Origin of the sequence: Paenibacillus sp. XY044, assembly GCF_002257645.1 — a bacterium.
Lineage (GTDB): Bacteria > Bacillota > Bacilli > Paenibacillales > Paenibacillaceae > Paenibacillus_AQ.
The window spans coordinates 133,349-158,675 of sequence record NZ_NQMO01000002.1 but is presented as its reverse complement, the minus strand read 5'-3'; the positions used below and the strand labels follow the sequence as shown (position 1 = coordinate 158,675).

The 25,327-nt window shown below is 53.6% G+C and carries 26 protein-coding genes; 6 read left to right on the top strand and 20 right to left on the bottom strand.

All coding sequences use genetic code 11. From position 1 onward, the window contains the following. Positions 1 to 12 precede the first annotated feature (12 nt). Together CJP46_RS08865 and CJP46_RS08860 are read right to left on the bottom strand one after the other, a co-directional pair. The gene (locus tag CJP46_RS08865) at positions 13 to 1,302 is read right to left on the bottom strand and encodes an aspartate aminotransferase type Ic (RefSeq protein ID WP_094595268.1); all 1,290 of its coding nucleotides are present in this window, start codon (positions 1,300 to 1,302) and stop codon (positions 13 to 15) included. 162 nt (positions 1,303 to 1,464) lie between these two features. After that, on the bottom strand, positions 1,465 to 2,034 hold the full coding sequence (locus tag CJP46_RS08860; RefSeq protein WP_094595267.1) for a GbsR/MarR family transcriptional regulator: 570 nt from the start codon (positions 2,032 to 2,034) through the stop codon (positions 1,465 to 1,467). 363 nt (positions 2,035 to 2,397) lie between these two features. Here CJP46_RS08860 and CJP46_RS08855 point away from each other — a divergent pair, with 363 nt between their 5' ends. Genes CJP46_RS08855 through CJP46_RS08845 form a run of 3 tightly spaced genes read left to right on the top strand, consistent with a single transcriptional unit; the run spans position 2,398 to position 5,342 of the window. Then, entirely contained in the window at positions 2,398 to 3,615 is a 1,218-nt protein-coding gene (locus tag CJP46_RS08855; RefSeq protein WP_094595266.1) for a quaternary amine ABC transporter ATP-binding protein, read from the top strand. After that, on the top strand, positions 3,593 to 4,426 hold the full coding sequence (locus CJP46_RS08850; protein ID WP_094595265.1) for an ABC transporter permease: 834 nt from the start codon (positions 3,593 to 3,595) through the stop codon (positions 4,424 to 4,426). The genes CJP46_RS08855 and CJP46_RS08850 overlap by 23 nt, the downstream gene beginning before the upstream one ends. Before the next feature lies 1 nt (position 4,427). Beyond that, positions 4,428 to 5,342: a glycine betaine ABC transporter substrate-binding protein gene (locus tag CJP46_RS08845; protein WP_094595264.1), complete on the top strand. Its 915-nt coding sequence runs from the start codon at positions 4,428 to 4,430 to the stop codon at positions 5,340 to 5,342. A 167-nt stretch (positions 5,343 to 5,509) separates the two neighbouring features. Here the strand turns inward: CJP46_RS08845 and CJP46_RS08840 are convergent, their stop codons facing one another. The 5 genes from CJP46_RS08840 to CJP46_RS08820 all read right to left on the bottom strand — a co-directional run bounded on the left by CJP46_RS08840 (position 5,510) and on the right by CJP46_RS08820 (position 10,765). Beyond that, the gene (locus tag CJP46_RS08840) at positions 5,510 to 6,271 is read right to left on the bottom strand and encodes a DUF6081 family protein (RefSeq protein ID WP_094595263.1); all 762 of its coding nucleotides are present in this window, start codon (positions 6,269 to 6,271) and stop codon (positions 5,510 to 5,512) included. Between the two features lie 46 nt (positions 6,272 to 6,317). Next, on the bottom strand, positions 6,318 to 7,235 hold the full coding sequence (locus CJP46_RS08835) for a prenyltransferase (RefSeq protein ID WP_094595262.1): 918 nt from the start codon (positions 7,233 to 7,235) through the stop codon (positions 6,318 to 6,320). 471 nt (positions 7,236 to 7,706) lie between these two features. Beyond that, a complete protein-coding gene (locus tag CJP46_RS08830; RefSeq protein WP_094595261.1) occupies positions 7,707 to 8,123 on the bottom strand; it encodes a VOC family protein in 417 nt (138 codons plus the stop codon). Positions 8,124 to 8,224: 101 nt separating this feature from the next. Continuing rightward, the gene (locus CJP46_RS08825; protein ID WP_179281102.1) at positions 8,225 to 9,742 is read right to left on the bottom strand and encodes a YheC/YheD family protein; all 1,518 of its coding nucleotides are present in this window, start codon (positions 9,740 to 9,742) and stop codon (positions 8,225 to 8,227) included. A 192-nt stretch (positions 9,743 to 9,934) separates the two neighbouring features. After that, entirely contained in the window at positions 9,935 to 10,765 is an 831-nt protein-coding gene (locus CJP46_RS08820) for an alpha/beta hydrolase (protein ID WP_094595259.1), read from the bottom strand. A gap of 369 nt (positions 10,766 to 11,134) precedes the next feature. Between CJP46_RS08820 and CJP46_RS08815 the strand changes: the two genes are divergently transcribed. Further along, entirely contained in the window at positions 11,135 to 11,653 is a 519-nt protein-coding gene (locus CJP46_RS08815) for a DUF3231 family protein (RefSeq protein ID WP_094595258.1), read from the top strand. Positions 11,654 to 11,806: 153 nt separating this feature from the next. Here the strand turns inward: CJP46_RS08815 and tyrS are convergent, their stop codons facing one another. The 7 genes from tyrS to CJP46_RS08780 form a co-directional block, all read right to left on the bottom strand. Continuing rightward, positions 11,807 to 13,066 carry a tyrosine--tRNA ligase gene (tyrS, locus tag CJP46_RS08810; protein WP_094595257.1) on the bottom strand — a complete coding sequence of 420 codons (1,260 nt, stop codon included), beginning with the start codon at positions 13,064 to 13,066 and terminating at the stop codon, positions 11,807 to 11,809. A 435-nt stretch (positions 13,067 to 13,501) separates the two neighbouring features. After that, positions 13,502 to 13,771, bottom strand: coding sequence for a metal-sensitive transcriptional regulator (locus CJP46_RS08805; protein WP_094595256.1), 270 nt, complete (start codon positions 13,769 to 13,771; stop codon positions 13,502 to 13,504). 120 nt (positions 13,772 to 13,891) lie between these two features. Then, positions 13,892 to 14,674: a sulfite exporter TauE/SafE family protein gene (locus CJP46_RS08800; protein ID WP_094596105.1), complete on the bottom strand. Its 783-nt coding sequence runs from the start codon at positions 14,672 to 14,674 to the stop codon at positions 13,892 to 13,894. A gap of 80 nt (positions 14,675 to 14,754) precedes the next feature. After that, positions 14,755 to 15,876, bottom strand: a complete 1,122-nt coding sequence (locus tag CJP46_RS08795; protein WP_094596104.1) for an MBL fold metallo-hydrolase — start codon at positions 15,874 to 15,876, stop codon at positions 14,755 to 14,757. Positions 15,877 to 15,939: 63 nt separating this feature from the next. Then, positions 15,940 to 16,335 (bottom strand): DsrE/DsrF/DrsH-like family protein, encoded by a 396-nt coding sequence (locus tag CJP46_RS08790; RefSeq protein WP_094595255.1) that lies wholly within the window; start codon positions 16,333 to 16,335, stop codon positions 15,940 to 15,942. Positions 16,336 to 16,376: 41 nt separating this feature from the next. After that, positions 16,377 to 16,955, bottom strand: coding sequence for a sulfurtransferase TusA family protein (locus tag CJP46_RS08785; RefSeq protein WP_094595254.1), 579 nt, complete (start codon positions 16,953 to 16,955; stop codon positions 16,377 to 16,379). 186 nt (positions 16,956 to 17,141) lie between these two features. Beyond that, the gene (locus CJP46_RS08780) at positions 17,142 to 18,410 is read right to left on the bottom strand and encodes an AraC family transcriptional regulator (RefSeq protein WP_094595253.1); all 1,269 of its coding nucleotides are present in this window, start codon (positions 18,408 to 18,410) and stop codon (positions 17,142 to 17,144) included. Between the two features lie 149 nt (positions 18,411 to 18,559). Here CJP46_RS08780 and CJP46_RS08775 point away from each other — a divergent pair, with 149 nt between their 5' ends. Next, entirely contained in the window at positions 18,560 to 19,318 is a 759-nt protein-coding gene (locus tag CJP46_RS08775; protein WP_094595252.1) for an SDR family NAD(P)-dependent oxidoreductase, read from the top strand. A 326-nt stretch (positions 19,319 to 19,644) separates the two neighbouring features. Here CJP46_RS08775 and CJP46_RS37020 read toward each other — a convergent pair whose 3' ends face one another. The 4 genes from CJP46_RS37020 to CJP46_RS37375 form a co-directional block, all read right to left on the bottom strand. After that, positions 19,645 to 19,767 carry a hypothetical protein gene (locus CJP46_RS37020; protein ID WP_256992339.1) on the bottom strand — a complete coding sequence of 41 codons (123 nt, stop codon included), beginning with the start codon at positions 19,765 to 19,767 and terminating at the stop codon, positions 19,645 to 19,647. Between the two features lie 196 nt (positions 19,768 to 19,963). After that, positions 19,964 to 20,161: a YqaE/Pmp3 family membrane protein gene (locus CJP46_RS08770; RefSeq protein WP_076174899.1), complete on the bottom strand. Its 198-nt coding sequence runs from the start codon at positions 20,159 to 20,161 to the stop codon at positions 19,964 to 19,966. Positions 20,162 to 20,516: 355 nt separating this feature from the next. Further along, positions 20,517 to 20,801: a DUF4183 domain-containing protein gene (locus CJP46_RS08765; protein WP_094595251.1), complete on the bottom strand. Its 285-nt coding sequence runs from the start codon at positions 20,799 to 20,801 to the stop codon at positions 20,517 to 20,519. 129 nt (positions 20,802 to 20,930) lie between these two features. Then, entirely contained in the window at positions 20,931 to 21,599 is a 669-nt protein-coding gene (locus CJP46_RS37375; protein ID WP_218831027.1) for a DUF4183 domain-containing protein, read from the bottom strand. Positions 21,600 to 21,941: 342 nt separating this feature from the next. On the opposite strand from CJP46_RS37375, the gene CJP46_RS08755 reads away from it, so the two are divergent. After that, positions 21,942 to 22,169 carry a hypothetical protein gene (locus CJP46_RS08755; protein WP_089549950.1) on the top strand — a complete coding sequence of 76 codons (228 nt, stop codon included), beginning with the start codon at positions 21,942 to 21,944 and terminating at the stop codon, positions 22,167 to 22,169. A 69-nt stretch (positions 22,170 to 22,238) separates the two neighbouring features. Here the strand turns inward: CJP46_RS08755 and ppk1 are convergent, their stop codons facing one another. Further along, positions 22,239 to 24,404 carry a polyphosphate kinase 1 gene (gene ppk1 / locus CJP46_RS08750; RefSeq protein ID WP_218831026.1) on the bottom strand — a complete coding sequence of 722 codons (2,166 nt, stop codon included), beginning with the start codon at positions 24,402 to 24,404 and terminating at the stop codon, positions 22,239 to 22,241. Further along, positions 24,404 to 25,312 (bottom strand): Ppx/GppA phosphatase family protein, encoded by a 909-nt coding sequence (locus tag CJP46_RS08745; protein WP_179281101.1) that lies wholly within the window; start codon positions 25,310 to 25,312, stop codon positions 24,404 to 24,406. Before CJP46_RS08745 ends, ppk1 begins: the two co-directional genes overlap by 1 nt. Between the last annotated feature and the right edge of the window lie 15 nt (positions 25,313 to 25,327).

Sequence of the window (25,327 nt, the reverse complement as noted above, 5' to 3'; positions counted from 1 at the left end):
AACTACCCTACTCTATTTATCCGCTAAAATACGTTCTATCGATACCAACTGCACGCATACGCACAAAATATCGATGGCCTGCGCAAGCTCTTCGATCGATGGATAGGTCGGCGCAATGCGGATATTACGGTCCCGGGGATCGCGTCCGTACGGATAAGTGGCTCCGGCAGGCGTCAGTGTGACTCCAGCCTCCGCTGCACGCTGCACGACTTCCCGCGCGCAGCCATCCATCGTATCGAGACTGATAAAATACCCGCCGCTCGGCTTGCTCCATGAAGCAATACCCTTGGAACCGAGCCCGGATTCCAGCTTATTCAGCACCAAGTCGAACTTCGGCTTGATGATCGCGGCATGCTTTTCCATGTGGCGGCCCAGATGCTCCATATCCTTCAAAAAGCGGATGTGCCGAAGCTGGTTCACTTTATCCGGGCCGATCGTCTGCACGGACAGCTGTTTCTTCATATGGTTCAGGTTGTCCTTGCTCGCCGCCAATGCGGCCACACCGGAACCGGGATAAGTCACCTTGGAAGTGGATGCAAATATGAACACACGGTCGGGGTTCCCGGCGTTCGTGCAGACATCCAGCATATTCTTCAACTCATCATGCTTTGAAGTCAGATGATGGACCGTATAAGCGTCATCCCAGAAAATGCGGAAATCGCCCGCCTTCGCCTTCATCCGGGCCAACCGTTCGACGGTGTCGTCCGAATACGTGATGCCGCCCGGGTTGCTGTACTTCGGCACGCACCAAATCCCCTTGATGGAGTCGTCTTCGGCTGCAAGTTTTTCCACCGTATCCATATCAGGCCCGTCCGGCGTCATATCTACGGTGATCATTTCGATATTCAGCTGCTCGCAGATCGCAAAATGACGGTCATACCCCGGGCTTGGACACAGGAATTTGACGGCCGGGAGCTTGCTCCACGGCTGCGTACTTCCAAGCACGCCGAACAGCATGGCCCGGGCCAACGCATCATACATCAGGCTCAAGCTGGAATTGCCTTGAACGATCACCTCGGAAGGCGAAACCCCGAGCATTTGGGCAAAAAATCGCTTCGCCTCCGGGATCCCGTCAAGGCCTCCGTAATTGCGGCAGTCCGTCCCGTCCTCCGTCTGAAGCGGATCCCCGGACGGCAGCACGTCCAGCATTTCGTTCGAAAGCTGCACCTGCTCCGGGCACGGCTTGCCCCGGGACATATCCAGCTTCAAATTCAGGCGCCGGTACGCCTCGTATTCAGCCTGCAACCGTCCTTGTTCCCGCCTTAACTCATCTTCCTGCAACCCGGCATAACCCGTAACCATCTTTCATCTCTCCTCGCTCGGCTCTTCGTCTAACATTTACTAAATTACACCATATGGCCGAAAGCAGGGGGATGTCAACCACGAATCTCCGAATCTTATACGTTCTTATATCTAAAGAAAAACCGGACTGCATAGCGCAGCCCGATTCCGGTTCTTTTATCTTTATCGTTGGGTAGCTGGAGGCTCCTTCGGGACCAGCTTAAAAATCTCTCCGCTCTCGAACGTATCGATGAGCCGGTCCAGCCAGCCATAATAGGCAACCGCCTCATGCAACTTGGCGATATCCTTGCGCAGCAGCTCGCTGAACTCGGCGTCATGCTCGTACTCCGGCAGCAAGCGGCCCATTTCGTCGATGGACTTGCTCAGAATCTGGATATTGCTCTCCACCGATTTTCTCCATTTGATATCGAAAAAGTCGGTAAACGTCTGGTACCAGTCGTATTCTACCTCATATAAGTCCTTACGGGAGCCCTTCTCCCACACTTTATTGACCATCTTCAAGTCCAGCAGCGTCCGGACGCCCGTGCTCATGCTGGTCTTGCTCATTTTCATTTCCCGTCCCATTTCATCCAGCGTCATCGGTTTGTCTGCAAAAAAAAGCAGCCCGTATAAATGTCCGGTGGACTGGGAGATTCCATATAAGTCCATATTTCTTCCGATTGTTTCAATGACTCGCTTGCGCACCTTGTGGAGAACCGCGTCGCGTTCATCTTCGAATTGGTCCAAGCTCATGCTTGCAACCTCCTTATTTGTTCAACCATTCTCCGCAGAATCCCTGGCCCGATCGACTGAACAGGATCCGGATCCGCTTGTGTTGCCCGTGATTGTAAGTGAAAAAAGTATGGAGAAGACCAAACCTTCATCGTCTATTGTATGTAAACCGATTTTAATTGTAAAGAAACCGATTCGTCAGGAAAACGGCGGATATGGGAGCATTCTGCAGTAAATTTCGTACAGTTTTTTCTGTACGTTCTTTACGTACTGTTAAAACGTTTGATACTATATATATTAATTGTTACACTGTAACCCGTTGGTTATTCACGCAGCATCGTGTTCGCACTTATCAACGATAGAGAAGCAATAAGGGGGTAACACATGTCTATTTTGCAGCTTAAACAAGTCAGCAAATTGTTCGGGGCCCAGGCGGAGCAAAGCGTCGGGCTGCTTGAACAAGGCTGGAACAAGGAGAAGCTGGCGAAGGAAAAATCCGTGACCGTCGGGGTGAACCGGGTCAACCTCAGCATCGAAGAAGGCGAAATTTTCGTCATTATGGGGCTGTCCGGCAGCGGCAAATCCACCCTGGTCCGGATGCTGAACCGGCTGATTGAGCCCACTGCGGGGGAAATTCTCGTTCACGGGCAGGATCTCAGAAAAATGAACAAGGAGCAGCTCCGTAAGGTACGGCGCCAGACGATCAGTATGGTATTTCAAAAGTTCGCACTGTTTCCGCACCGTTCCGTACTGGAGAACGTGGAGTACGGGCTTGAAATCCAAAAGGTCAAAAAGCCCGCTCGCACGGACAAAGCGATGAAATCGCTCGAGCTGGTCGGCCTCAAAGGCTGGGAGCAGAAATCTCCCGACGAGCTGAGCGGCGGTATGCAGCAGCGCGTCGGGCTGGCCCGGGCGCTGGCGAACGACCCTGAAATTCTGCTGATGGACGAAGCCTTCAGCGCGCTCGATCCACTCATCCGCCGCGACATGCAGGATGAGCTGCTTGAACTTCAGGAGACGATGAAGAAAACGATTATCTTCATCACGCACGATCTGGACGAAGCGCTGCGGATCGGCGACCGGATTGCGCTCATGAAGGACGGCGCCGTCGTACAGGTAGGCACGCCGGAGGAAATTCTGACGCAGCCGGCCAACGCCTATGTGGAGCGGTTCGTCGAGGACGTCGACCTGTCCAAGGTGCTGACCGCCGCCCATGTCATGCGCCGTCCGGAGACGATCATGCCGGACCGAGGGCCGCGCGTGGCACTCGAGCTGATGCGTGAGCGCGGTATCTCCAACCTGTTCGTCATCGACCGCGGCAAGCGCCTGCTCGGCGTCATCACGGCAGAGGATGCCTCGGAGGCGATGCGCAGCGGCAAAACGCTCGCGGACATTCTGATTACGGATGGCCCAAGGGTGCATCCGAACGTCCTGATCAATGAGCTGTTTGAAATCACCAGCATGTCCAAGGTGCCGCTCGCCGTCGTCGACGATAACGACCGTCTCGCCGGTGTGATCGTCCGCGGTGCCCTGCTTGGGGCGCTCGCCGGAGAGAACAGTCCGAAGGAGGTGAGCCCAAATGCCGAAAATACCGCTGGATGAGTGGATTGAAGCATTGGTCGGCTGGATGGCAGATCATCTGACGGTCTTGTTCGACTTCATATCCGGTGTCATCGAAGGCATCGTTAACGGATTTACATGGCTGTTCATGCTGCCGCATCCGTTCCTGTTTATCGTCATACTCGGTATTCTTGCCTTCCTGGTCGGGCGGATATCCCTGACGCTGTTCTCGGTGATCGGATTCCTGTTGATCTATAACCTGGGCTACTGGCCGCAGACGATGGACACCCTCAGTCTGGTCATTACCTCTGCCCTGATCTCGGTGATCCTTGGTGTTCCGATCGGCATTTGGTGTGCTTACAGCAGAGGAGCGTCCCGCATCATTACGCCGATTCTCGATTTCATGCAGACGATGCCGGCCTTCGTCTATCTGCTGCCGGCAGTCACCTTCTTCAGCCTGGGCGTTGTGCCGGGGGTCATCGCTTCAGTCATCTTCGCGATTCCACCGACGATCCGACTGACCCTGCTCGGCATCCAGCAGGTGTCCGGCGAGCTCACGGAAGCAGCCGATGCCTTCGGTTCCACCGGACCGCAGAAGCTCTTCAAAGTGCAGCTGCCCTTGGCCATGCCGACGCTGATGGCCGGCATCAACCAGACCATCATGCTGTCGCTGTCTATGGTCGTCATCGCTTCGATGATCGGCGCCCAGGGCATCGGAGCCGAGGTATACCGCGCGGTAACCCAGCTCCAAATTGGTAAAGGCTTCGAAGCCGGTCTTGCCGTGGTCATTCTCGCCATCGTGCTCGACCGCTTTACGCAAAATCTATTTAAATCCAAAAAAAGGGGTGCATAACATGAAAAAACAGAAGAAATGGACGATCCTGGCCAGCTTGGGTCTGGCAGGAGCATTGATGCTGTCCGCCTGCGGCCAAAACAGCTCCGGCGGTGCGGCAAACGAAGAAGGCAGCGCTGATTCCTTCGGTAAACAGGTAAACTACGAAATCATCGGCATCGATCCCGGTGCCGGGATCATGAAGGCGACCAACAAAGCCATCGAAGAATATGGCCTGTCCGACTGGAAGCTGATCGAAGGATCCGGCGCAGCCATGACAGCGACGCTGGCCAAGGACATCAAGGCCAAAAAGCCGATCGTCATTACCGGATGGACACCGCACTGGATGTTCTCCAAATATGACCTGAAGTACCTGGATGATCCGAAGAAAGTATACGGCGAAGCCGAGGAAATTCATACGATCGCCCGCAAGGGTCTGGAAAAGGATGAGCCGACCGCTTACGCATTCCTGGACCGTTTTGAATGGTCCTCCGATGAAATGGGCGAGATCATGACGGCCATTCAGGAAGGTAAAAAGCCGGAAGAAGCTGCCAAGGCATGGGCTGACAGCCACGCCGACCGGGTCAATGAGTGGATCAAGGACCTGAAACCCGTTAACGGCAACCCGCTGAAGCTGAGCTACGTCGCCTGGGATTCGGAAATCGCCAGCACCAACCTGCTGCAGTATGTCCTTCAGGAAAAGCTGGGTTACAAAGTAACCGCTCTGCAGGTCGAAGCCGGACCGATGTGGACCGGCGTTGCCAACGGAGACGTAGACGCATCGGCCGCAGCCTGGCTGCCGCTGACCCACGCCGACTACCTTGCCAAATACAAGGATCAGATCGATGATCTGGGCGCCAACATGACCGGTGTCAAAACCGGACTGGTCGTACCGTCCTACGTTGACATTAAGTCGATCGAAGACCTGAAGCAATAATATTGATTCATTCTCTGTTTTCATGAAAAAAGGGCTGGTCCCCGGTAGATTGTTCTACCTTGGGGACCAGCCCTTTTTGCTTGAGGAGAGACCAATGCATCTCGGCGTCGTAACGGTATACAGCGATCTTATAACCGCGGCTTTGATGCGCGTCTCTCCTCTCTTACCTATTCTTCTTCAGCTATCCGTTTGTTGTCCGAACGGTCGTCGATCGTCACGGTCACCGGCGAATACTCGGCCGTAATGACTTGTCCATGAACGGACACGCTGCCTTCCGGCGAGATGTCTTTCTCTGTCATGATACCGAGCGCGATCGTAAACTCGTTAAACTTGATCGGGATGTTTTTTTCGCGGCGGATCTCGGTGCCGTTCAAATAGAACACGGCTTCGTCGTTCCCGCGGTCATACGTAATTTTGTACGTGTTAAATTCACATGGTTTGAAGTTCGTATCTTCTTTAAAGATGCAGAAGTACCGGGTCTTGTCCGATGGAGGAACCTCCACGCCCGGGAAGGGCAGAACAGCATATACGCTGGCATACTTGTCGTTTCCGGCAAAGAAATCAAGCGCCGCTCCGGTTGAAAAATCCAGCAGGTTAAGCGATACGTAGCCGTCGTACAGATCGTTCGGCGCGGTATTGACCGAACGGGCGCGGATTTGCAGCTCGAAGTCGACCACTCCGTTATCCGGCACTTTGACCGTTTCCACCGAATAATACATATGCTTCGCGTTGTCCAAAATTTGAACCTGGTCGTTTTGCCGGCTCAGCGGAGCGCGGACATACAGAATGCCGTTGCGGACGATGACCACCGCGTCAGGCTCCCGGTATTCCCAGAACGTGCCGTCCGGCAGCGGAAAGCCGCCGATCTTCCAAACTTCGCCCTCTGACAAAATCGTATGAAAATCCCCAAAAACCCGTTGTTGTACCATGTAGCATCGAACTTCCTTTCTCGCTTAAGTCAATAATGCCGTAAGGTCAGATCAAGCCTTGAATCAGCAAACATACAATCATAATGATCCCGCTTCGCTGGGCCGACTTGACCGACGCGCCCATCAGCGGAAGATAAGCATGGCTGTTGTTATGCGGCTTCAGCTTGCCGTACACCTGGTACAGCGGAATCATGCCAGGCAGGGCCAGCAGTCCGTATACCGGAAGCGCCCCGGCAATCACGCTGACCACGAGCATCAGGGCGGACAGCAACAGCAGGAACCGGGAGAAGCCAAGCGCTCTTTGCTCGCCCCACACGACCACCAGCGTCCGTTTGCCGGCCTGACGGTCCGCCTGCCAGTGCAAAAAGTGGTGATTAAACAGAATCAGCGTGGTTAACAAACCGATCGGCAGGGACAGAAGCAGAGCCCGCAGATCCAAATGCGAGGTTTGCACGTAATAGGCCCCCATAACCGGCAGAACGCCGAACGAGAGCAGAATCGCAATTTCCGAGTAGCCTTTGCCCCGGTATCCAAACTGCAGTGGAGGTGCCACATAGAAATATGCGATCAAGCCGCCCAGAGCGCCAAAAATGAATGCCCACGGCCCCGAAAATACCGCCAGAATAATACCGCATGCCGCGGCAATGCCAAACAGCGTCCAGGTGACCGCCGCAAACTTGCGAATGCTCCAAACGCCGCCTGTTAAAAAGCCCGAGTTGGTGGAGACGGCATCCACCGCTTCTTTGGCGGCCATATCGGTCCCGCTCTTGTAATCCCACAGGTCGTTCACCATGTTGGAAAAAAGGTGGGCCGTCGCGGCGCCGATGAGCGTGATCAAGAACAGCCAGACGTTAAAAACGCCGTTCCATACAAAAGCCCCCAACGCTCCAAGCGCGACCGGAATCAACATGACCGGTACAACTCCGAAGCGTGAGGCTTTCATGAACTGTTTGAGCATCATCATGCTCCCTTCCTTATAATGTACCCATGACGAATGGGTTCGTATAATTTCTGGGCGGAAACCGCCGTAAATGCCAAACAAATGATATTTTTCACAAACTTTCCCACAATGGATATCGCTAACGACAATATATAGGAAAGTAGGTTTGTATCATCCTTCACAAGGATATCACACTTTCGCGGATTTTGTCATCGGAATGTATAAATCAGGATGATTCCATAAGATGTCAGTTTCCAATCATGATTTCGCATAAAAAAACGCCTATCGCCATTATTTCGCAGGGGGCAGACCGCGTTAAAAATTCTATAACCTAAAAAGAGCCACGGCCCTCTTCCCGCGGCCCCCCAAAAGGAGGTCATAGCGGTTTGGCCATGGCCTGTTGCTCGTTTCTAATTTAGCAGGATAAGTTGGCGGATTACATAAGCAGCATCTGCTTAGATCCGTAATCCTTGCCGATCTGCCTAAGCTGCGTTCCTATTGCTCTGTGCTGACCTGCCACGTGATGCCGAACTTGTCGCGGACCATGCCGAAGGCCGGGCTCCAGAACGTCTGCTGGAGTTCCATCAGCACCTCTCCCCCATCCGCCAAACCGGCAAAGACCGACTTGAGACGCTCGCTGTCTTGCGATGTCATTGCGATGCTCAGCTGATCCCCCAGCTGATACGGATTTCCAGGGAACGTATCGGAGAAGAGCAGCGTGTTGCCGTCAAACTCAAGCGCGGCGTGCAGGACGCGATTTTTGGCTTCATCCGGCAGCGGATGATCCGAATCCGGCATATCGCTGAAACGGGACAATCCCAGGTTTTTGGCCTGCAGCACTTTTTCATAAAACGCGACAGCTTCGGCACAATTGCCATTCATTACAATGTAAGGCGAGATCTTTACACTCATTCGGATGGTCCTCCTTATCATATGGGACATGCACAAATCCATTATATCCCACGCCCCGGCGATTGATAAGGACATGCCGAAAAACGATGATTGAACGCCGTCTAAGAGCAGCCATCTTCTTCAATCACACGGCGGCCTTTGATATATAACCGATTCCAAAAAGGATCCGAAAGCTCCGTGACCACGACGCCCCCCGCTTTGCAGGAATGAAGGAACCGGCCGTCGCCAAGATAGATGCCGACATGGCCGATTCGTTCCAGCCCTCTTTTGTGCATCCGGGAGTGGACGGAGAAGAACAGCAGATCGCCCCGCTCCAGATTCTTTCTGGCCACGTCATACCCCAGCAGGCTTTGCTGTCTGGAAGTGCGCGGCAGCAGCAGGCCGTTTCTGGCAAAAATAAATTGCATGAATGAGCTGCAATCGAACGCGTCGATGGACCATGGCACCGCACCGAACCGGTATGGAGTCCGGTAGAATGCCATGCCGTCCTGGACGATTTGTTCGATGAGCTCCGCTCTGGAGCATGTCGACGTATCCCGCGTCCATGGAGGTGCCGCCGCCGCCGTAGTAGCCGCCGCTTGCCTATGAGCCAGATATGCGGCGTATTGAAACGGCATTCGGATGCTTTTCTCATAGAGTTCCAGGTCACGCTCCGTCCGCATGAACGGCTTGCCCGGCTTATGGTTCACTTCCAGAATATGAAGCGACCGATCTTCGCCTATTGCCAAGTCTACGCCCAATTCAGCAAAGCTCCGGTTGTAATATAGCTCAAGCTGCTCTGCGATCCGCTGTGTCAGGTCCCCCACCCGGGCATGCAGCCTCATCGTTTCCTCTTCCCCAAATCGCTTGGCCAAAAAGGGGTACGCTTCCACCGTCTGCCCGCCATGCTCTGGATGTGTCCTTAGACGGCTTGTCTGTCCTTCCTGGACGAAGAGTCCGGTAAAGCTCCAGCTGCCCAGCCCATCTTTCTGGATCAGCGCGCGGCAGTTCCAAGGGTTGCGGCTGTTTATGCGCCAATCGAGGGCCGGCTGCATCAGATAACCTTTGGCGGCCAACTGATCTAAATATTTCCCAGCCGCTTCTATCGGGATGCTGCGGCATGCGCCCCCGTTCTCCTCAATAATCAACATATCCTTGCGATGAGTGATCCGATTGATCCCGGTGCCTGAGTCACTGCTGACCGGTTTCAGCATGACCGATTTGTGCCGCTCCAGCATGGAGATCCCGTCCGCCGCGCGAATGAGCAGCTTCGTCTCTACCAAATGCTCCGCGATTTCCGGGGAAGCCTTCAGCCCTTGATAAACGACCCACCTGTTACCAAGCCAATCGCCGACAAAGGGCAGCCGGCCGAAAGACTTGATCTCTTCCGCTTGTTGGTAACTGCGGGTGGTCCTGTAATGGCCTATATCATATATGAGATCCGGAAAGCGCTGCACGGTTCGTACCCATTTATGCTTCTGATAGGCGTAACCGGTAATTTTCCGCCGGGTCAGGTCCACATCTTCAGGCGCAAAAAGAATCACCCGTTTGAAGCCTGCCTCACTTGCTGCCTCGACATAGGGAAGAAATCGGGATCTTCCGCCCGGCTTGGCAGACATTAGGCCGAGCGTGGTATTCATGCCCATCCACTGCCTGGGTTTCCGATGCCAAAAGTACGGGTTATCACTTCTGTATCATCCTCCTAGGGGTTTTCAAATCAACTCGTTCGTAACCAGCGTATGCCTTGGGGAGGATGGAAGTGCTTATCCCCTCCTAAACGGCAAGAAGGGACGTCCGCTCCAGGAGCGTCGTCCCTTTCTCTGGGTTAAGTATTATTGTATGAATTGCCGTTCTCTCAGCCAAGTCCCGCACAGGTCCGGCCATGCCTTGACGGCTTCTTCTTCCTCCGCAAGCCCAAGTCCGTGACGTCCGGCCTCGAATACGTGCAGCGCATAAGGAATCTTCTCTCGGCTTAAGGCGAGGGCGAAATGCAGGCTGTTCTCTGCCGGAACGGCCCCGTCATCGGCGGTGTGCCAAATAAAGGCCGGCGGCGTATCCGGCGTGACCCGGGTCTCGTTGGACAAATGTTGGACCAGTTCCGGATCCGGCTGGTCCCCAAGCAGCGAATGCTTGCTGCCTTCGTGGGTATACGGCCCGAAGCTGATGACCGGATAGCACAGCACCTGCAGATCGGGACGGCTGCTCTCACGCTCGACCGGATCTTCCGCATCCGCCTGGCCCGCATCAAAGTGGGTACCGGCCGTGGACGCCAAGTGTCCCCCGGCGGAGAAGCCCAAAATGCCTACCCGCGCCGGATCGATATTCCAATCCGCTGCGAGGTTTCGTACCGTGCGGATCGCCCGCTGGGCGTCCCCCAGCGGAACCGGGTGGCGGTTCGGCGATACGCGGTAGTTGAGGACTACCGCCGACACTCCGATGCTGTTCAGCCACAAGGCGATCGGTTCGCCTTCATGGTCTGCACGCATGACGTATCCGCCTCCCGGGCAAACCACCATCAGCGGGTAGGGGCCTTCTCCTTCGAGCAGATAAGGCGTCATGCTGGGACAGCCTTCGTTCTCCGGACTGCCTTGTCCCAGAGGAACATCCTCCCATAATGGTATGCGCTGCTTGCTGTCTGGCAGCCTGCTTGCTGCTGTGCTCATTCGATCGTCCCCTTGTCATATGGTTTTGTCCACCATTTTACAATGGGAACGCACATAATTAAAGGGCTTACAATCATTTTGGCCGAAAAGCCAGCGGGAGAGCCCTTCACCTTCAGCAGCTTAATGTACAAATCCGCCAACGATACTCCGATGCTGAAAATTCATCTGCCGGCCGGAATTCGGAATCGAACCAGTCGGTCATCGGAAGCGCGATGCAGAGTCTCGTGATAGGCCGTCCATGGCGGAGATACGAGCTTTACGAAATTTTCATCACGCGCTCCAGCCGAACGACGGAGTACATGAAACCAGTAGGATCTGCTCATAATGTAACGGTATCGCCCACCTGAATTTAAGGAGAGAATGGAATCGATGGGTATTCTCGATGGAAATCCGAAACACGAACCGATGCACTACGGCGAAGTCTTTCATGTATGGGAAGCCTCCATGTTGGCGAAGGGAGCCGTATCCTGCTATCAGGCTTACCTGAACCATGCCGGAGACAAAGACCTCAAACAAATCATTGAAGACTTGATCGACCAGGCCAAAACCGAGATTAAGGAATGCGACAAGCTGCTGACCGACAACGGCATCGTTCCGTCGCCTATGATGGCGGACAGACCCGCCGTCAAGCTGGAGGATATTCCGCCCGGCGCCCGTTTTGCCGACCAGGAGATCGGCGCCAAACTGGCGGCGGACGCCTCACTGGGTTTGATAGCGTGCAGTACGATCATGGGCATATCCTTCCGCGAGGATATCGGCGCGTTATTCGCCAAATACCATACCGCCAAAGCCGCGCTCGGCGTGCGGATTCTGCGCATGATCAAGGAGAAAGGCTGGCTCATCCCTCCGCCGCTTCATCTCGAACATTCGGTTGGGGAGAAGGCGTAGCCTATTCCTTCAGCCGATTACGGCGGCTCCTGCCCATAGGTTCGAAGGCACGGCAAAAAGGCTTCCCCATCGTCCCGAAGGGCGTTGGGAAAGCCTTTTTTATGATATATCTTAGCCAGTCGTAGTCCCCGATTCCGGGAGATCGTACGAAAACTAGGACAGCTTCACGAGATAGTAGTTTTTCTTGCCTTTGCGGATGATGATAAACCGGCCTTCGATGGCATGGTCTGCGCTTACTTCCAGTTCGGCGTCGGTGACGCGCTCGCCGTTCATCGAAATGGCTCCCGACTTGAGATCCTCCCGCGCTTGACGCTTGGACGGCTCGATGCCGATATCGACGAGCCAGTCGACGATATTTTTGGATTCCTTCGACGCCTCAAAGGTCGGCATTTCCTTGAAGCCTTGCTCGATTTCGTCCGCGGAGAGCGATTTGATGTCGCCGCTGAAGAGTGCAGCCGTGATCTTCTTGGCCTGGGCCAGCATCTCTTCCCCATGGACGAAACGGGTCATTTCCTCGGCGAGCGTGATCTGCGCTTCGCGTTTGTGCGGCTCGGTCTGCACCTTTTCCGCCAAAGCGTCGATCGCTTCTTTGTCCAGGAACGTGAAATACTTCAGGTACTTGATGATGTCTCGGTCGTCCGTGTTCGCCCAGAACTGGTAGAACTCGTATGGCGTCGTTTTCTTCGGATCGAGCCAGATCGCGCCGCCGGCGGTTTTGCCGAATTTCGTGCCGTCCGCCTTCAGCATAAGCGGGATGGTCAGGCCGAATGCTTTCGCTCCCGAGCCCTCCTTTTTCCGGATGAGATCCAGGCCGCTCGTAATGTTGCCCCATTGGTCGGAGCCGCCGATCTGCAATTGAACGTCCTCTTCCTGGTACAGGTGCAGGAAGTCCATCGACTGCAGGATTTGGTAGGAAAATTCGGTGTACGAAATACCGGTTTCGAGCCGGTTCGCGACGATATCCTTGGCCAGCATCGTGTTGATGCTGAAATTTTTCCCGTAATCGCGGAGAAAATCAATCACGTTCAGCTGATGCGTCCAATCATAGTTGTTCACCATGCGCAGCTGGTTGTCGCCTTCGGTCAGGAACAGCTTCTTCATTTGGGCGGTCAGGGCGTCCACGTTCGCCTGCACCTGGTCCATCGTCTGCAGCGTACGTTCGGACTGGCGTCCGCTCGGATCGCCGATCGTTCCGGTAGCGCCGCCGATCAGAATGACCGGCCGGTGTCCGGCCAGCTGGAACCGTTTCAGCATCATGAACGGAATCAGGTGCCCGATGTGCATGCTGTCCCCGGTCGGGTCGACGCCGCAGTACAGGGAGATCGATTTCTCCTCCGTCAATTGGCGGAGTCCCTCCGCGTCCGTCTGTTGGTTAATGGCCTCGCGCCATTCCAGTTCGTCAATAATGTTCATTTCCTTGTCCAGCTCCTTTGTTTGTTAGTGTTATATAGGGCTAAAAATCGGTTATACATGGATCGAGTCGGACTACTGCCCAGATGCGAGGCTTCCTCATGTAGCCGCCAAACGCAAAAAATCGCCCCCCGGGCCTGAAACAGACCTAAGGGACGATTATAAAAACCGTGTTACCACCCACATTGCGCAGGGCCGCCTCATTCAAGGCGTGCTGCACCACTCGACGGCGCATGTAACGTTGGCCATTCCGCTTGGCATTACCCAAGATACTCCAGAGTGTAATTCGTCAGGACCGTGTGCTGCCGGGTCGCATCGACCCCCGGCTTTCTGAGAACAGGGACTTCCCGCTACTTCGCTCTTTCCGCGTATATTCCGAATATTCAAATGGATAAGCAAAGTATATTGATTTCCTTCGGGGTTGTCAAATGCCAGGGTTTACCGGCTTTTCACAAGCAGCTCCACGGCTTCCTTCACCATTTTTCCAGTGTCCATGTTCCCGGCCGCCTGCTCCGCCAAGATGCACTGCTGCAGGTTCTCGGCGACGATCTGGGCGATCGCTTTATCCGAAGCGTTGCGCACGGCGGACAATTGGGAGACGACCTCCTTGCACGATTTTCCTTCATCCATGAGGCGCAGCACGCCCCGGATCTGCCCTTCGATGCGGCGCAGACGGGTTTTCATTTCATCCGTGTAATTGTATTCCATGTCAGGATCCCACCTTTCTCTAACGATATACCGGTATGGGTATATTATAGAGCAAAAAAAATAAAACTACACTTGCACAGATCCGGCTGCCGCATTGAAATTGATTCCACCCGATCCTTCTCACAGCAGGGACGCCCATATTTTCACAGCCGTGAGGGCAATTAACAACACCAGCGCGTACCGCAAAAATGACACGTTCATCCTGGAGCTGATTCTCGATCCGAGCGGAGCCCCGATCAGGCTGCCGAGGACGGTAAATACGGTCGGTCCGAGCGGAATGCCCCCGCCCGCTATTTTGCCGATGACCCCGCCTATCGCCGAAATCAGCACAATGGCCAGCGAGGAAGCGATCGTCGTCCGGGTCGGAATGCGCAGCACCGTCAGCATGATCGGAATCAGAATAAACGATCCTCCGGCACCCACGATGCCTGAGACGGCGCCGACCAGAAATGCGGCCATGACCGCTACGGTTTTGTTAAACGCAAGTTGTTCGGACTGGACCTCCGTCCCCCGGTTCGGAATAAGCATCAGGATGACGGCGAGTACCGCCAAAATACCGTAAATCACGTTGATGGTCGTCCCGTCCATCGCTCCGGAGGACAGTCCGCCGAGCAGGCTGCCTGCTAGAATGCCTCCCCCCATATACATGACGAGTCCTTTGTGGACCGCCCCTCCTTTCGGATCGGGCCTCGACCGGTACGCCAGCACGCCCGCCAGCGAGGAGAAGAAGACCTGGAACATGCTGATCGCCGAAACCTCGTGCGCGGAGAACGATGCCAGTCCCAGCACGGGCGGAATATACAGCAGCAGAGGGAAATTGATGATCGCTCCGCCGATGCCGAGCAGTCCAGAGAAGAATGATCCGATGAGCCCCAGCAGCAGCATGACGGCGTACAGCATCATATCCGCCACGGCATCCTGCCTCCTTTCTCGTCCTTAAGCGTCTGAAGTGAAAACAGGCTGTCACGCATTACGCACGCCGGTTACTTGTCATGAACAGCGCAGCGGTTCGGCCCGATCTCCATCTCGCGCTGCTCCTCTTCGGTCGGATGGATTTTACCCATGTTCGCCTGTCGGATATCCTGATACGCATGGGGCTGCGGAGGGAGATTTTCCGTAACGGTGCGCCGGAACGATTCCTCGTCCTGAATGTTCAGCCCCGGATTGTGACGGAACAGGTCCGCCAGCCGGGCCATGACTTTCCCGTCCTCACCAAGCTCGGAGATTTTACCGAAATGCGCCGGCAGCACGATCAAGTCCTCGGACAGCCCTTTGTACCGGCTGTACAGCGTGCTCCGCAGGTCGACCACCCAATCCTCCGCTTGGCCCGCAAGGTCTGGACGGCCGATGGATTCGACGAACAAAATGTCGCCGGTCAGCAGATACTTCCCATCGATGACGAGCGACGTGCTTCCGATCGTATGTCCCGGGGAATACACCGGCTCAATTGCGATGGTGGTGCTTCCAACGTTAATCTCCCGGCCTTCCTCCAGACCCTCATAGGAATAAGCGACTTCCTCTGCATCTTTCGGCGGCAGCCAGTAGGCCGCCCCCGTGCGCTCGGCTAACGCCCTTCCACCGGAAATGTGATCGGCATGCAGGTGCGTATCCAGCGTATGACGGATTAACGCCTCATGCTCGCTTGCAAAGCGTTCCAATACGCCGATCATGCGCGGCGTATCGATGACGGCAGCTTCGCCGCCGGAGACCACCATATAAGACAGGCAGCCTTTACCGATCCGCACGAACTGATACAGGGCGCCCCCGCCGTTCAAATCGGCGATATGGACCGGTTCCAAATGCTCGCTCCAGGATTTCATGCCGCCTTCCAGGTAGGACACACCGGTTCTGCCCGCTTCAGCCAGCTGTTCGGCGACGAATTGGGAGGAACCTTCCTTGGCGCACACGACGAGGACCTCTTTCCCTTCGGGCAGCTGGGAAAGCGCGTCATCAACCCCGTCAAGCAGATCGAAGTACGGTATGTTGATGATCAGGACCCGCTCGCCTTCGATCCTCCAGTCGTTAAAGTCACTCTCATTGCGGACATCCAAAATCAACAGTTCTTCCTTGGCCAGAATTCGCCGTGTCAGCTCCTTGGCTGTCATCACGCTCGGATTCGGATTCGCATTCACATTCGCTGAAGCTGTCATTTCAAAGATTCCTCCTTGTCAGAACGATAAGGTGACGTTGGCATCCTTGGCAAAGTCGAGGAAGGTTACCGCTCCGCCGACTTCAATGCCGTCGATAAAATCGTCCTTCGTCAAATTCATGACGTCCATCGTCATTTGGCAGCCGATCATCCGGACGCCAAGCTCCTGCGCCATCGCGACCAGTTCCGGAATGCCCGGAACGTTAGCCTTTTGGAAGCCATCGGCGAAGTGCTCGCGTCCGGCCGGCAGCGGCAGCTGTTGATGAGCCTGCTTATGAATCAGATTCAGTCCTTCGAATGTGAAGAAAACGGCTACCTCCGCCTCGGTGGCTGCGGCCGCCGTGGCAATATTAAACACTTTATAGGCATCGAACAATCCGCCGTTGCTGGCGATAATCGCTACTTTTGTACTCATGAGTGTTATACCTCCATAGATGATTGAATTTGGTTATTGCTTTACTGGTTTTGGTTTTCAATCGGTCCCGTCCATGCGGACATACCGGGCACGACGTTGCTTATATACTTAAATCCATGCTCGGCAAGAAGCCGGCAAGCCAGATCGCTGCGTGCTCCTGTCCGGCATACGACATGAATGCTGTCTTCCGGATTCAACTCCGAGAGCCGCGCCTCCAGGTCCCCCAGCGGAATGGATACCGCCCCGGGTATATGGCCGAACGCGTATTCAGCCGGCTCCCGTACGTCCAGAACAACCCAGTCCTCGCTTGCTGCGAGCTTGCCTTGAAGCTCTTCATTGGAGACGGTAAGCGGGTAATCGTTGGTCTCCTTCATCTCTTCCGGCCGGGATTTGCGCAGGTAATGCTTCAGCACCTCTCCGTCTTCGAGCGTCCCCAGGTACTGGTGGCCCGTATTTTTGGCCCAACCCTGCATATCCGCCAAAGACCCCCGGTCTGTGGCCAGTACTTCGATGACCTGCCCCGCTTCAAGCTGATCCATCGCTTTTTTCGTACGGACGATAGGCATCGGGCAGGACAAACCTTTGCAATCCAAAGTGACATTTGCCGATATTTCCGCCATGCTTGTGAACCTCCTTTTAAAATGAAACCGGGATGAATTACTTTTACTTCGGGGCATTATACGTATACCCCTATGGGTATAATATTAGGACGGAAATAGCGGATTGTCAAACCGCCAATTCATGGAATGCAAAAAAGCCCCCTGCAAGTCACGCCTGCTGGAAGCTTGTTCATTTTGTAATCCGGCTCATCCCGGAGGCTTCGGTTTTTCCGCCGCTCGTCCTGCTGCACCTTCCTCCCTGTACCGCTTTGGCGTCACGCCGGTAACTTTTTTAAACACCCTGTTAAAGTAGCTCTGATCGTTAAAGTTCAGCCATGAGCAGATGTCCGAAACTTTGTATTTCGTTAGCGACAGCAGCTTTTTCGCCTCGTCAATTTTTTCGCGCTGGATATATTCGCTGATGGAGACGCCTACCTCTTTCTTAAACAGGCTGGATAAGTAATTGGGACTCAAATAGGTCAGCTTCGCCAGCTGCTCAAGTGTGATATCGTCGTAAAGGTGGTCGGAAATATAGTGCTGGCAGGCGGTAATCGTCGACGAATACTGCTGCTCCTTGACCTTGGATACCCTGTCTGTAAACGCGAAGACCGCCTCGGTCATCACTTTGGATATCGCCTGCAGGCTTTCCTGCTCCTCCAATTGCTGTATATAGTAATCGCTCAGCGTAAAGGCCGTCTCCTCGTTCAGCCCGCCTTCGATCGCCGCCCGGCAGATTAAAGCCACGCCCGTAATCATCAGGTTTTTCTCGCTGCGGATCCGGCTGCGCCGGGACAGCTTGCCCAGCTCGTCTTCTCCGATCATGGAATAACGGACGACGTCCTGGACTTTATCGGTGCGCCCCTTGCGGACATAGTCCAGCAGCACCCGCTCGTGTGAAAGGTTGGTATGGGAGATCAGGTTCATCCGTTCCCGTGAAATCTCCAGATCGGTCTCATGAGATGGCTGTTTCCCTGGTGGATGCTCACCGCCGGTTTCCACGATGAGGGCCGGGTCCAACAGCTCCTGGTAAAGCAGGCTGTAAACCAACAGGCTCATGGAGCGAAGCCGCTCCGGGCCAATGACGGGCAGGGATTGATAAAACTCGATCAGCACCCGGACATTGGAAAACTCGTGCATCAGCTCCGTGATGTAATCGATTTGCGTTTCGTCCAGCCCGGCATCGAGACAGGGCCCGACCACGATTTGCCCCAGAGCTGCTTCATCATCCTGCAGGCCGATTCGAAAAAAATTCAGCCTGGCGATCGAAAAAAAGGCCGGCATGTTCCCCAGCTCGCCGTTTGCCGCATATTCCCTGATCTGCTCCTGAAGCGGCACATAATATGGGCTCTGACGGATACTCGCAGCCGGACTTTCATATTCAAATTGCCCGCGGGCGTTGACGTAAAATACAGACACGCCATGAGCCTCATGAAGATGGTGGCATAAGTATTTCATTTCTTCCAGCGCGAACCGCATGACGTTCCCCCCTTGTGTCGGCAAATTGACAACGGTTTCTTTGCATTAAAATAATACAATTAAGCGTAGAAAAGTACAATTATTGTCGATCAAACCCTCGTACAATGGTCAATGAACAGATCATGATCAACGATTAGGGGGAATTTACGATGGAATTGGAAAATAAAATCGTGCTGGTCACCGGCGCCGGAAGCGGAATCGGCAGAGCCAGCAGTTTAAAGATGGCCGCCAATGGGGCCAAAGTCGTGCTGGTCGACTTTAACCGCGAAACCGGCGAAGAAACGCTGCGGATGGTCCATGAGCAGGGCGGCGAAGGCATTTTCGTTCAGGCGGACGTATCCAAAAGCGAAGACGTGCAGCGTTACGTCAATGCCGCTGTGGACACCTACGGCCGGATCGATGCCTTTTTCAACAATGCCGGCATCATCCAGAAATTTTCGCTGCTGGCCGACGTGGAAGAGGCAGAATTCGACCGCCTCGTTGCCGTTAACATGAAGGGTGCCTTCCTGGGGCTGAAATATGTACTCAAAGTGATGGAGAAGCAGGGCAGCGGCTCGATCATCAATACGGCGTCGACCGCCGGCATCCGCAGTGAGCACAGCGTATCCGTGTACTCCGCAACCAAGCATGCGGTGATCGGATTGACGAAGTCGGCAGCCATGGAGTACGTGAAAAAGGGCATCCGGGTCAACGCCATCTGCCCTGGCGGCGTGCAAACCTCGCTGACCCAAAGCGTGGAGGAGCAGTTCAAATCGGGCGCCTATATGCCTGAAGAAGTCAGCAACATGCGGATCGGCCGCTACGCGCAGCCGGAAGAATTGGCCGAAATGGTCTCCTTCCTGGCCTCCGACCGCTCGAGCTACATGGTCGGCTCCGTGGTCCTCGTGGACGGCGGCCTGACGCTGTAAGCAGCACAGACTTACGAGAAAAACCTCTCTGGGATCAGAGAGGTTTTTTGTATTCAAATACTGAACACACCTGCCAAACACAGCAGCCCACCGAAGATCATAAGGATCATGCCGACAAAGCGAAGGTACCATCGCCGATCCTCGCTAATCTCCGTAGCCCAATCCTTACCGAATCTTCGGAACCACCCGATTCCGGCCTTTTTCTAGCAAACCATCCAATTGCAACAAACACGATTCCATTAGCAGCGTTGGCATATGTATCGACTCCTTTATAGATAGAACGGGATCGGGCACAGGACCATTCCGCGCGAAGCGGGTCAGCAGACTTACGGAGCAAATGACACATGCTGAATGATGTAACGCACTACAAAGAAACTGATAATGAACAGCGCCGCCAACCCGAGCAGGAAAAAGATCAGAATTTTATCCCCTAAGGAAAAACGCTTCAACGCATCCACCTCGCATAAAAATTTCCTTAATTATACAAGAAAGTGAATCCTATGTTAATATCCTTGATTAGTTAACGAACGGACTGAGAAGAACAACATGAAATGAACCTATAACATGAAAAATGGCTCCCCTCTGGGAGCCGTTATCTTCTGACCTACATCACGAATCGCCGGATTTCCCGGGAATGTACATTTTTTATCGATGCTGTTCCCGAATCGCCCGGACAATCCGATCCGCCCGTTGATCTTCTTTATATGAATGAACCACAAGCATCGCATGAATGACACCAGGAATATAACCGATACATGTGAGAATGATGCTTAAGATGAATTGTCCCAATTTACCGCAGCTAAGAACGGCAAGCGGCGGAAGAAAACATAATAAATAACGCATTGGCGATTAACCTCATTTCCATTTGAATGATTTATAATACGCCGCTGCTGCATCTTCGTTTCAATTTGCGCGACACTCATTCTTGGGTAATAAATGGAGAAAGTCCATAACCGTATGCCCGTCATTCTTGGCTAGGAGGAGCTGAAGATATGGCTGGATCCCGGAGTAACCGATAAAGATTTACTGCAGGGACTGCTGCAGCCTTACGATGCAGAGGACATGTACTCCTACCCCGTGTCGAGATCGGTAGGAAACGTACGGAACGAAGGGGAAAAATTGATCGAGGAAATTGCCCTGAATTCAAAATAAGATGCAAAAGGAGGACCTCCGGTTCATCCGTTAGTCCTCGTCCTTCTTAAGAAACAACAAACTGAACGACAACTGGAGTGCCTGGGTCCAACACATTACCTCCGGGAATGGTCAGGGTGGTTGTTGTAGTCGAAGAAACGTCAGCCGTTTGCATCAAACCGTTCAAATAAAGGTTGTAGTAGTTAAACGTACCCGGAAATGCCGTAGCCGCCACTCCGGCGTCATTGGTGAAGGCCGTTGCCGCAATGGCAAAGGTCGCTCCTGTTCCGGTACCTGCACCAATGGTCGAAGTGAATCTTACGCTGTTTTGATATGGGGTTACGATTGGCATTTTCTCCCCTCCCTTCTTTGTTGAGGAAGGTATAGGTTTCCAAGGAAACACCTTAGAAATCTACCTGTCCTCTACAATATTAAATGCAAGAAGGATAGGATTGGCTTGGGGGGAACATACTAAAAATTGCTAGACTGTAACATTCGCGGTTAACTGCACCGTTTCCAATATAATGGGGGTCCCCGCATAAAGGGTCGTGCTTTGCGACGGAAAATATAGTCTCGACGGATTGACGCTGTACGAATTACCCGGCTGGAGAATCCCGTTGATATAGAGGTTGCTGAAACTATTGGGGCCAAGCGTCGTAAAATCGGCAACCGCTTCTCCCTCATCATTCGTAAATTGGTTCGCTGCGATCTCAGCCGACTCCGTTAAATCCAGATCGGTCTCCGGCTCATAAAAATAACGAGCGGCCGTTGGTAACACCGTTATCTTTGGGATCACTACGGGTCCAGGCGGGCCTTGCGGACCCTCTGGACCTTCTGGTCCTGCAGGCCCTTGAAGGCCCGGTGCGCCTGGCGCCCCTTGCATCCCTGTTGCTCCTTGGGGGCCAGGGCCTCCCGGTTGTCCGGGAAGACCCTGCAGACCTTGCGGACCCTTTGGCCCGCGAAGACCTTCCGTCCCGGAAGGGCCTTGCATCCCCGGCGTGCCTTGTGGGCCTTGAACCCCGGGCAGTCCCGCCGTTCCATCCGTACCTCGCCCGCCTTGAGGGCCGTGCATCCCGACCAACAGGGCCAGCTCTGCTTTGATTTGTGCTTTTGCTTCCTCAATTGCTGCTTGTAAGGCATGCTGATCCATAAAAGTATGGATCTTCCGTTTTCTTCTATGCTTCGTTTTTTTGCAAACGATGGTCTTTTTGATTCTTTTAGCGCCGATGCATTTTATTTTTTGCTTTACGTATTTGCGCTTTATTTTTCCTCCCTTTTCCATTCCTCGGCACCTTCCCTTGAAAAATTAGGAGTATGTGTATATGCCATATGTATATGTCCAATGCGTATTATGGGAGTGGACTATTCGCCTTCTTCGGTGTTACCTGATGAAGGTTGGAGAATTAGGCGTAATGAGAAAAACCGCAGCATCCATGCAAATCGTTTTCCATTCGGGTACAATAAGACAAAACGACCTATGGAGGCTGCACCCATGAACATGGAAGAAGAACCAAAGCAACAGGCGATTCCCGCCGAAGACGACCAAGGTAATTTCAAGCTGCTCGACACCCAGCGCATCCTCTCGATCACGTCCGAAATCGAAGGCGACGAGGACAGCGCGGCGATTTTCCATTACGACGACGGCAAAAAATACAAATACGTGCACAGCGAGAAAGCCATGAAGCAGTTCGGGGAGTGGATTCAAAAAGGGGAAGGTTAATCGCTAAAATAAAAAAGGTACCAATACACCTAATCACTTTTTTGAAGTGTCCAGTGTATGGGTACCGGTTTAATCTTTCGCGTCCCCTTTTTGCCCAATCAGTGGCAGCAAGCGGCCCCACCTGCGCCAAAAGCGCAAATGGCTCGGCTGCTGCCTGTCCATGTCCTGCATCGCCTCTTGGATGAATTGTTTCTGGCTGTCAATCAGGTTGGCCTCATACGGCGAGGACAGCCGTTTGTACTGCCCATTGCTGGACATCTGCCTTGCTTTATCATTGTCCTGCAGCATGATATCCAGATGATGAAGGATGCGCTGCTTCAGTCCCGGGTCAAGAACCGGGCAAGCCGTCTCGACGCGGCGGGTCGTGCTGCGCGTCATTAAATCCCCTGAAGAAATGTAGATGGAGCAGTCCTCATCCGCACCGAAGCAAAAGATCCGGGAATGCTCCAGAAAGCGTCCAACGATGCTGCGAACCGTGATATTCTCCGTTTTTCCCGGGACTCCCGGCAGCAGGCAGCAGATCCCGCGAATGATGAGCTGTACGGGAACGCCGGCTTCCGAGGCCTCGAACAGCTTCTGCAAAATTTCCCGGTCCGTCAAGGAATTGGATTTCATCAAAATCCGGGAAGGCTCGCCTCGCCCGGCTTTCTCAATCTCCCGGTCCATGCATTCAAGCAGGGGCTGCTTAAAATGATTCGGCGCGACGAGCAAATGCCGGTACTGCCCGTCCAGATTCGACATCGCCATATTTTTGAAAAATGCGTCCGCATCGCGTCCGATCTCTTCATGCGAAGTCATCATCGAGACATCCGTATACAGTCTGGCGGTCTTTTCGTTGTAATTGCCCGTGCTGATCTGCGTAATATATTGAATTTTATTCCTGTCCTTGCGGGTAATGAGGCATATCTTGCTGTGTACCTTATAGCCTTCGACGCCATAGATGACTTGGCAGCCAGCCTCTTCCAGGCGCTCGGCCCATTCAATGTTATTTTGTTCATCGAATCTCGCCTGCAGCTCAATCAAGACGGTGACGTCCTTCTGGTTCTCGGCCGCAAGGCATAAATATTGCGTAATGATCGAGTGCTGAGCCAGTCGGTAAATCGTAATCTTGATCGAGACGACATGGGGATCCTCGGCGCTTTCCTTTAGCAGCTGCAGAAAAGGCTCCATCGAATCATAGGGGTAAAAGAGCATCATATCTTCCTTCAGGCACCATTCCGTGACCGTAGGGTAGGCCTGCGTATCGAGAGGATTGTTAGCCTTGAAAGGAGGATACGTGCACTTCATTTCCAAATGCTCCGGCATGCGCTGGATCAGCTCGAACGGATAATTCAGCACGATCGGGGCCACGCTGTTGAACACTTGTTTGCGGCTCAGATTCAGCTTGTCGCACAACAATTGCCCGACGCGTTTGGGAAGCTGGCCTTCGACCTCCAATCGGACCGGTGCCAGACGCGCCCGTTTCTTGAGCGTCTTCTTCATCAGCTGCCGGATATCTTCATCATCGTCGTATTCCAAGTGTTCGTCTTCCAGCGCAATGTCGGCGTTCCGGGTAACGGATACCAGTTGGGCGCTGCTCACTTTATACATATTGAACAGCTGCTTGGCATATCCAAGAATGACATGGCTCGTCAATATATACCGGAACGAATCTCCAGGCAATTGGATGAAGTCCGGAAAAGACGGGGAGACCGGTATAATGCCGAGCGTTTGGTTCTTGTCCTCGAAACTGCACATCGCGTACTGCTGCTTGTTCATCAGATGCGGAAACGGATGATGCGAATCGACCACGATCGGCGACAGGACAGGGAAAATATGCTTTTCATAATAATCCTCAATGAACTTTTTTTCCTGCTTGCTGAGGTCATCCATGCCGACGCGGTAAATCTGAAAGTTCTCCAAGGCTTGTTCGATCTGGGCAAATATAGCGTTTCGCTTCTCATAATAAGGCTCTGTGGCCTCATAAATACAATTCAGCTGTTCCTGGGCCGTCCATCCGGTTTTGTTATCCCGATGCTCTTCCTTCATACCGGCCAAATCGGTTAAACTGCCGACCCGAATCATATAGAACTCATCCAAATTGCTGGTGAAGATGGAAACAAACTTCAGACGCTCGAACAGCGGAACCCGCTCGTCCATCGCTTCTTCAAGCACGCGCTCATTAAACCTTAGCCAGGATAGCTCCCGGTTCTGCATATAAGGGGTTTGTGTTCTCAGTGGCGTGGAGGTCGTCATTACTCTTCACTCCCTTTGGCTAAGCGATCATATAAAAATCCTTCTCGAACGCCGCAGCGGCTGATATGCACAACTTCGGTTTGAAAAAACCGGGCGATTTCGTTAAGCAAAATCATCCCTGGTATCAGAGTGTGAATCCGATCCGGCGTTTTCATCAGAATGGGAGCGATATGCTTTTTCTTGTGATTCTTAAAACGCCGAATCATCCCCTGCAGCTCCTCGATGCTCAATTGGTTGGCGTTGTCTGTTTCGCCAAGAACACCCTTCAATTTGAAGGATGCGCGAATCGTGCCGCCCACGCCGCAGATCGGTAGGGGGCCAAGTTCCGGGATGGACATGGCCTGCAGCTGTTTTCGTACCAGTTCTGCAATCGCTTGACGCTCTTTTTCGGACGGAATAATTTTCTCGACGCATTTCTCATAGGCATTTAAGCATCCGATGGGCAGGCTGTCGCTGTAACAAATCTCTTTATTTTGAAAAACGGCAATTTCAGAGCTTCCGCCGCCGATGTCGACGAGTACGCCCTCCTCCAGCTCCACGCTGTGCATGGCTCCCACATAGCTGAGCCTGGCCTCTTCATCGCCCGAAATCACCTCCACCTCAACTCCGGCGCTTTCGCGAATCGCATTGACCACTTCCCGGGTATTGGAGATATTGCGGATGGCGGCCGTTGCGAACACATGAATGCTGTCCGGTTTTACGGGCAGCTGCTGCAGCATGTTCATATAGTCGCTCAAGGTTTGGCAGACGACGCGTATGCCAGCGGCATTCATGCGCTTCTTGTCAATATAATGGACGAGCCCCGCCATAGTCTTGCGATGAAATAATACCTGTGTATCCTGACTTTCGTATTGGTATACGGTCAAACGGATCGTGTTCGATCCGACGTCGACAATTGCAGTAATCAACCTATTCACCACACC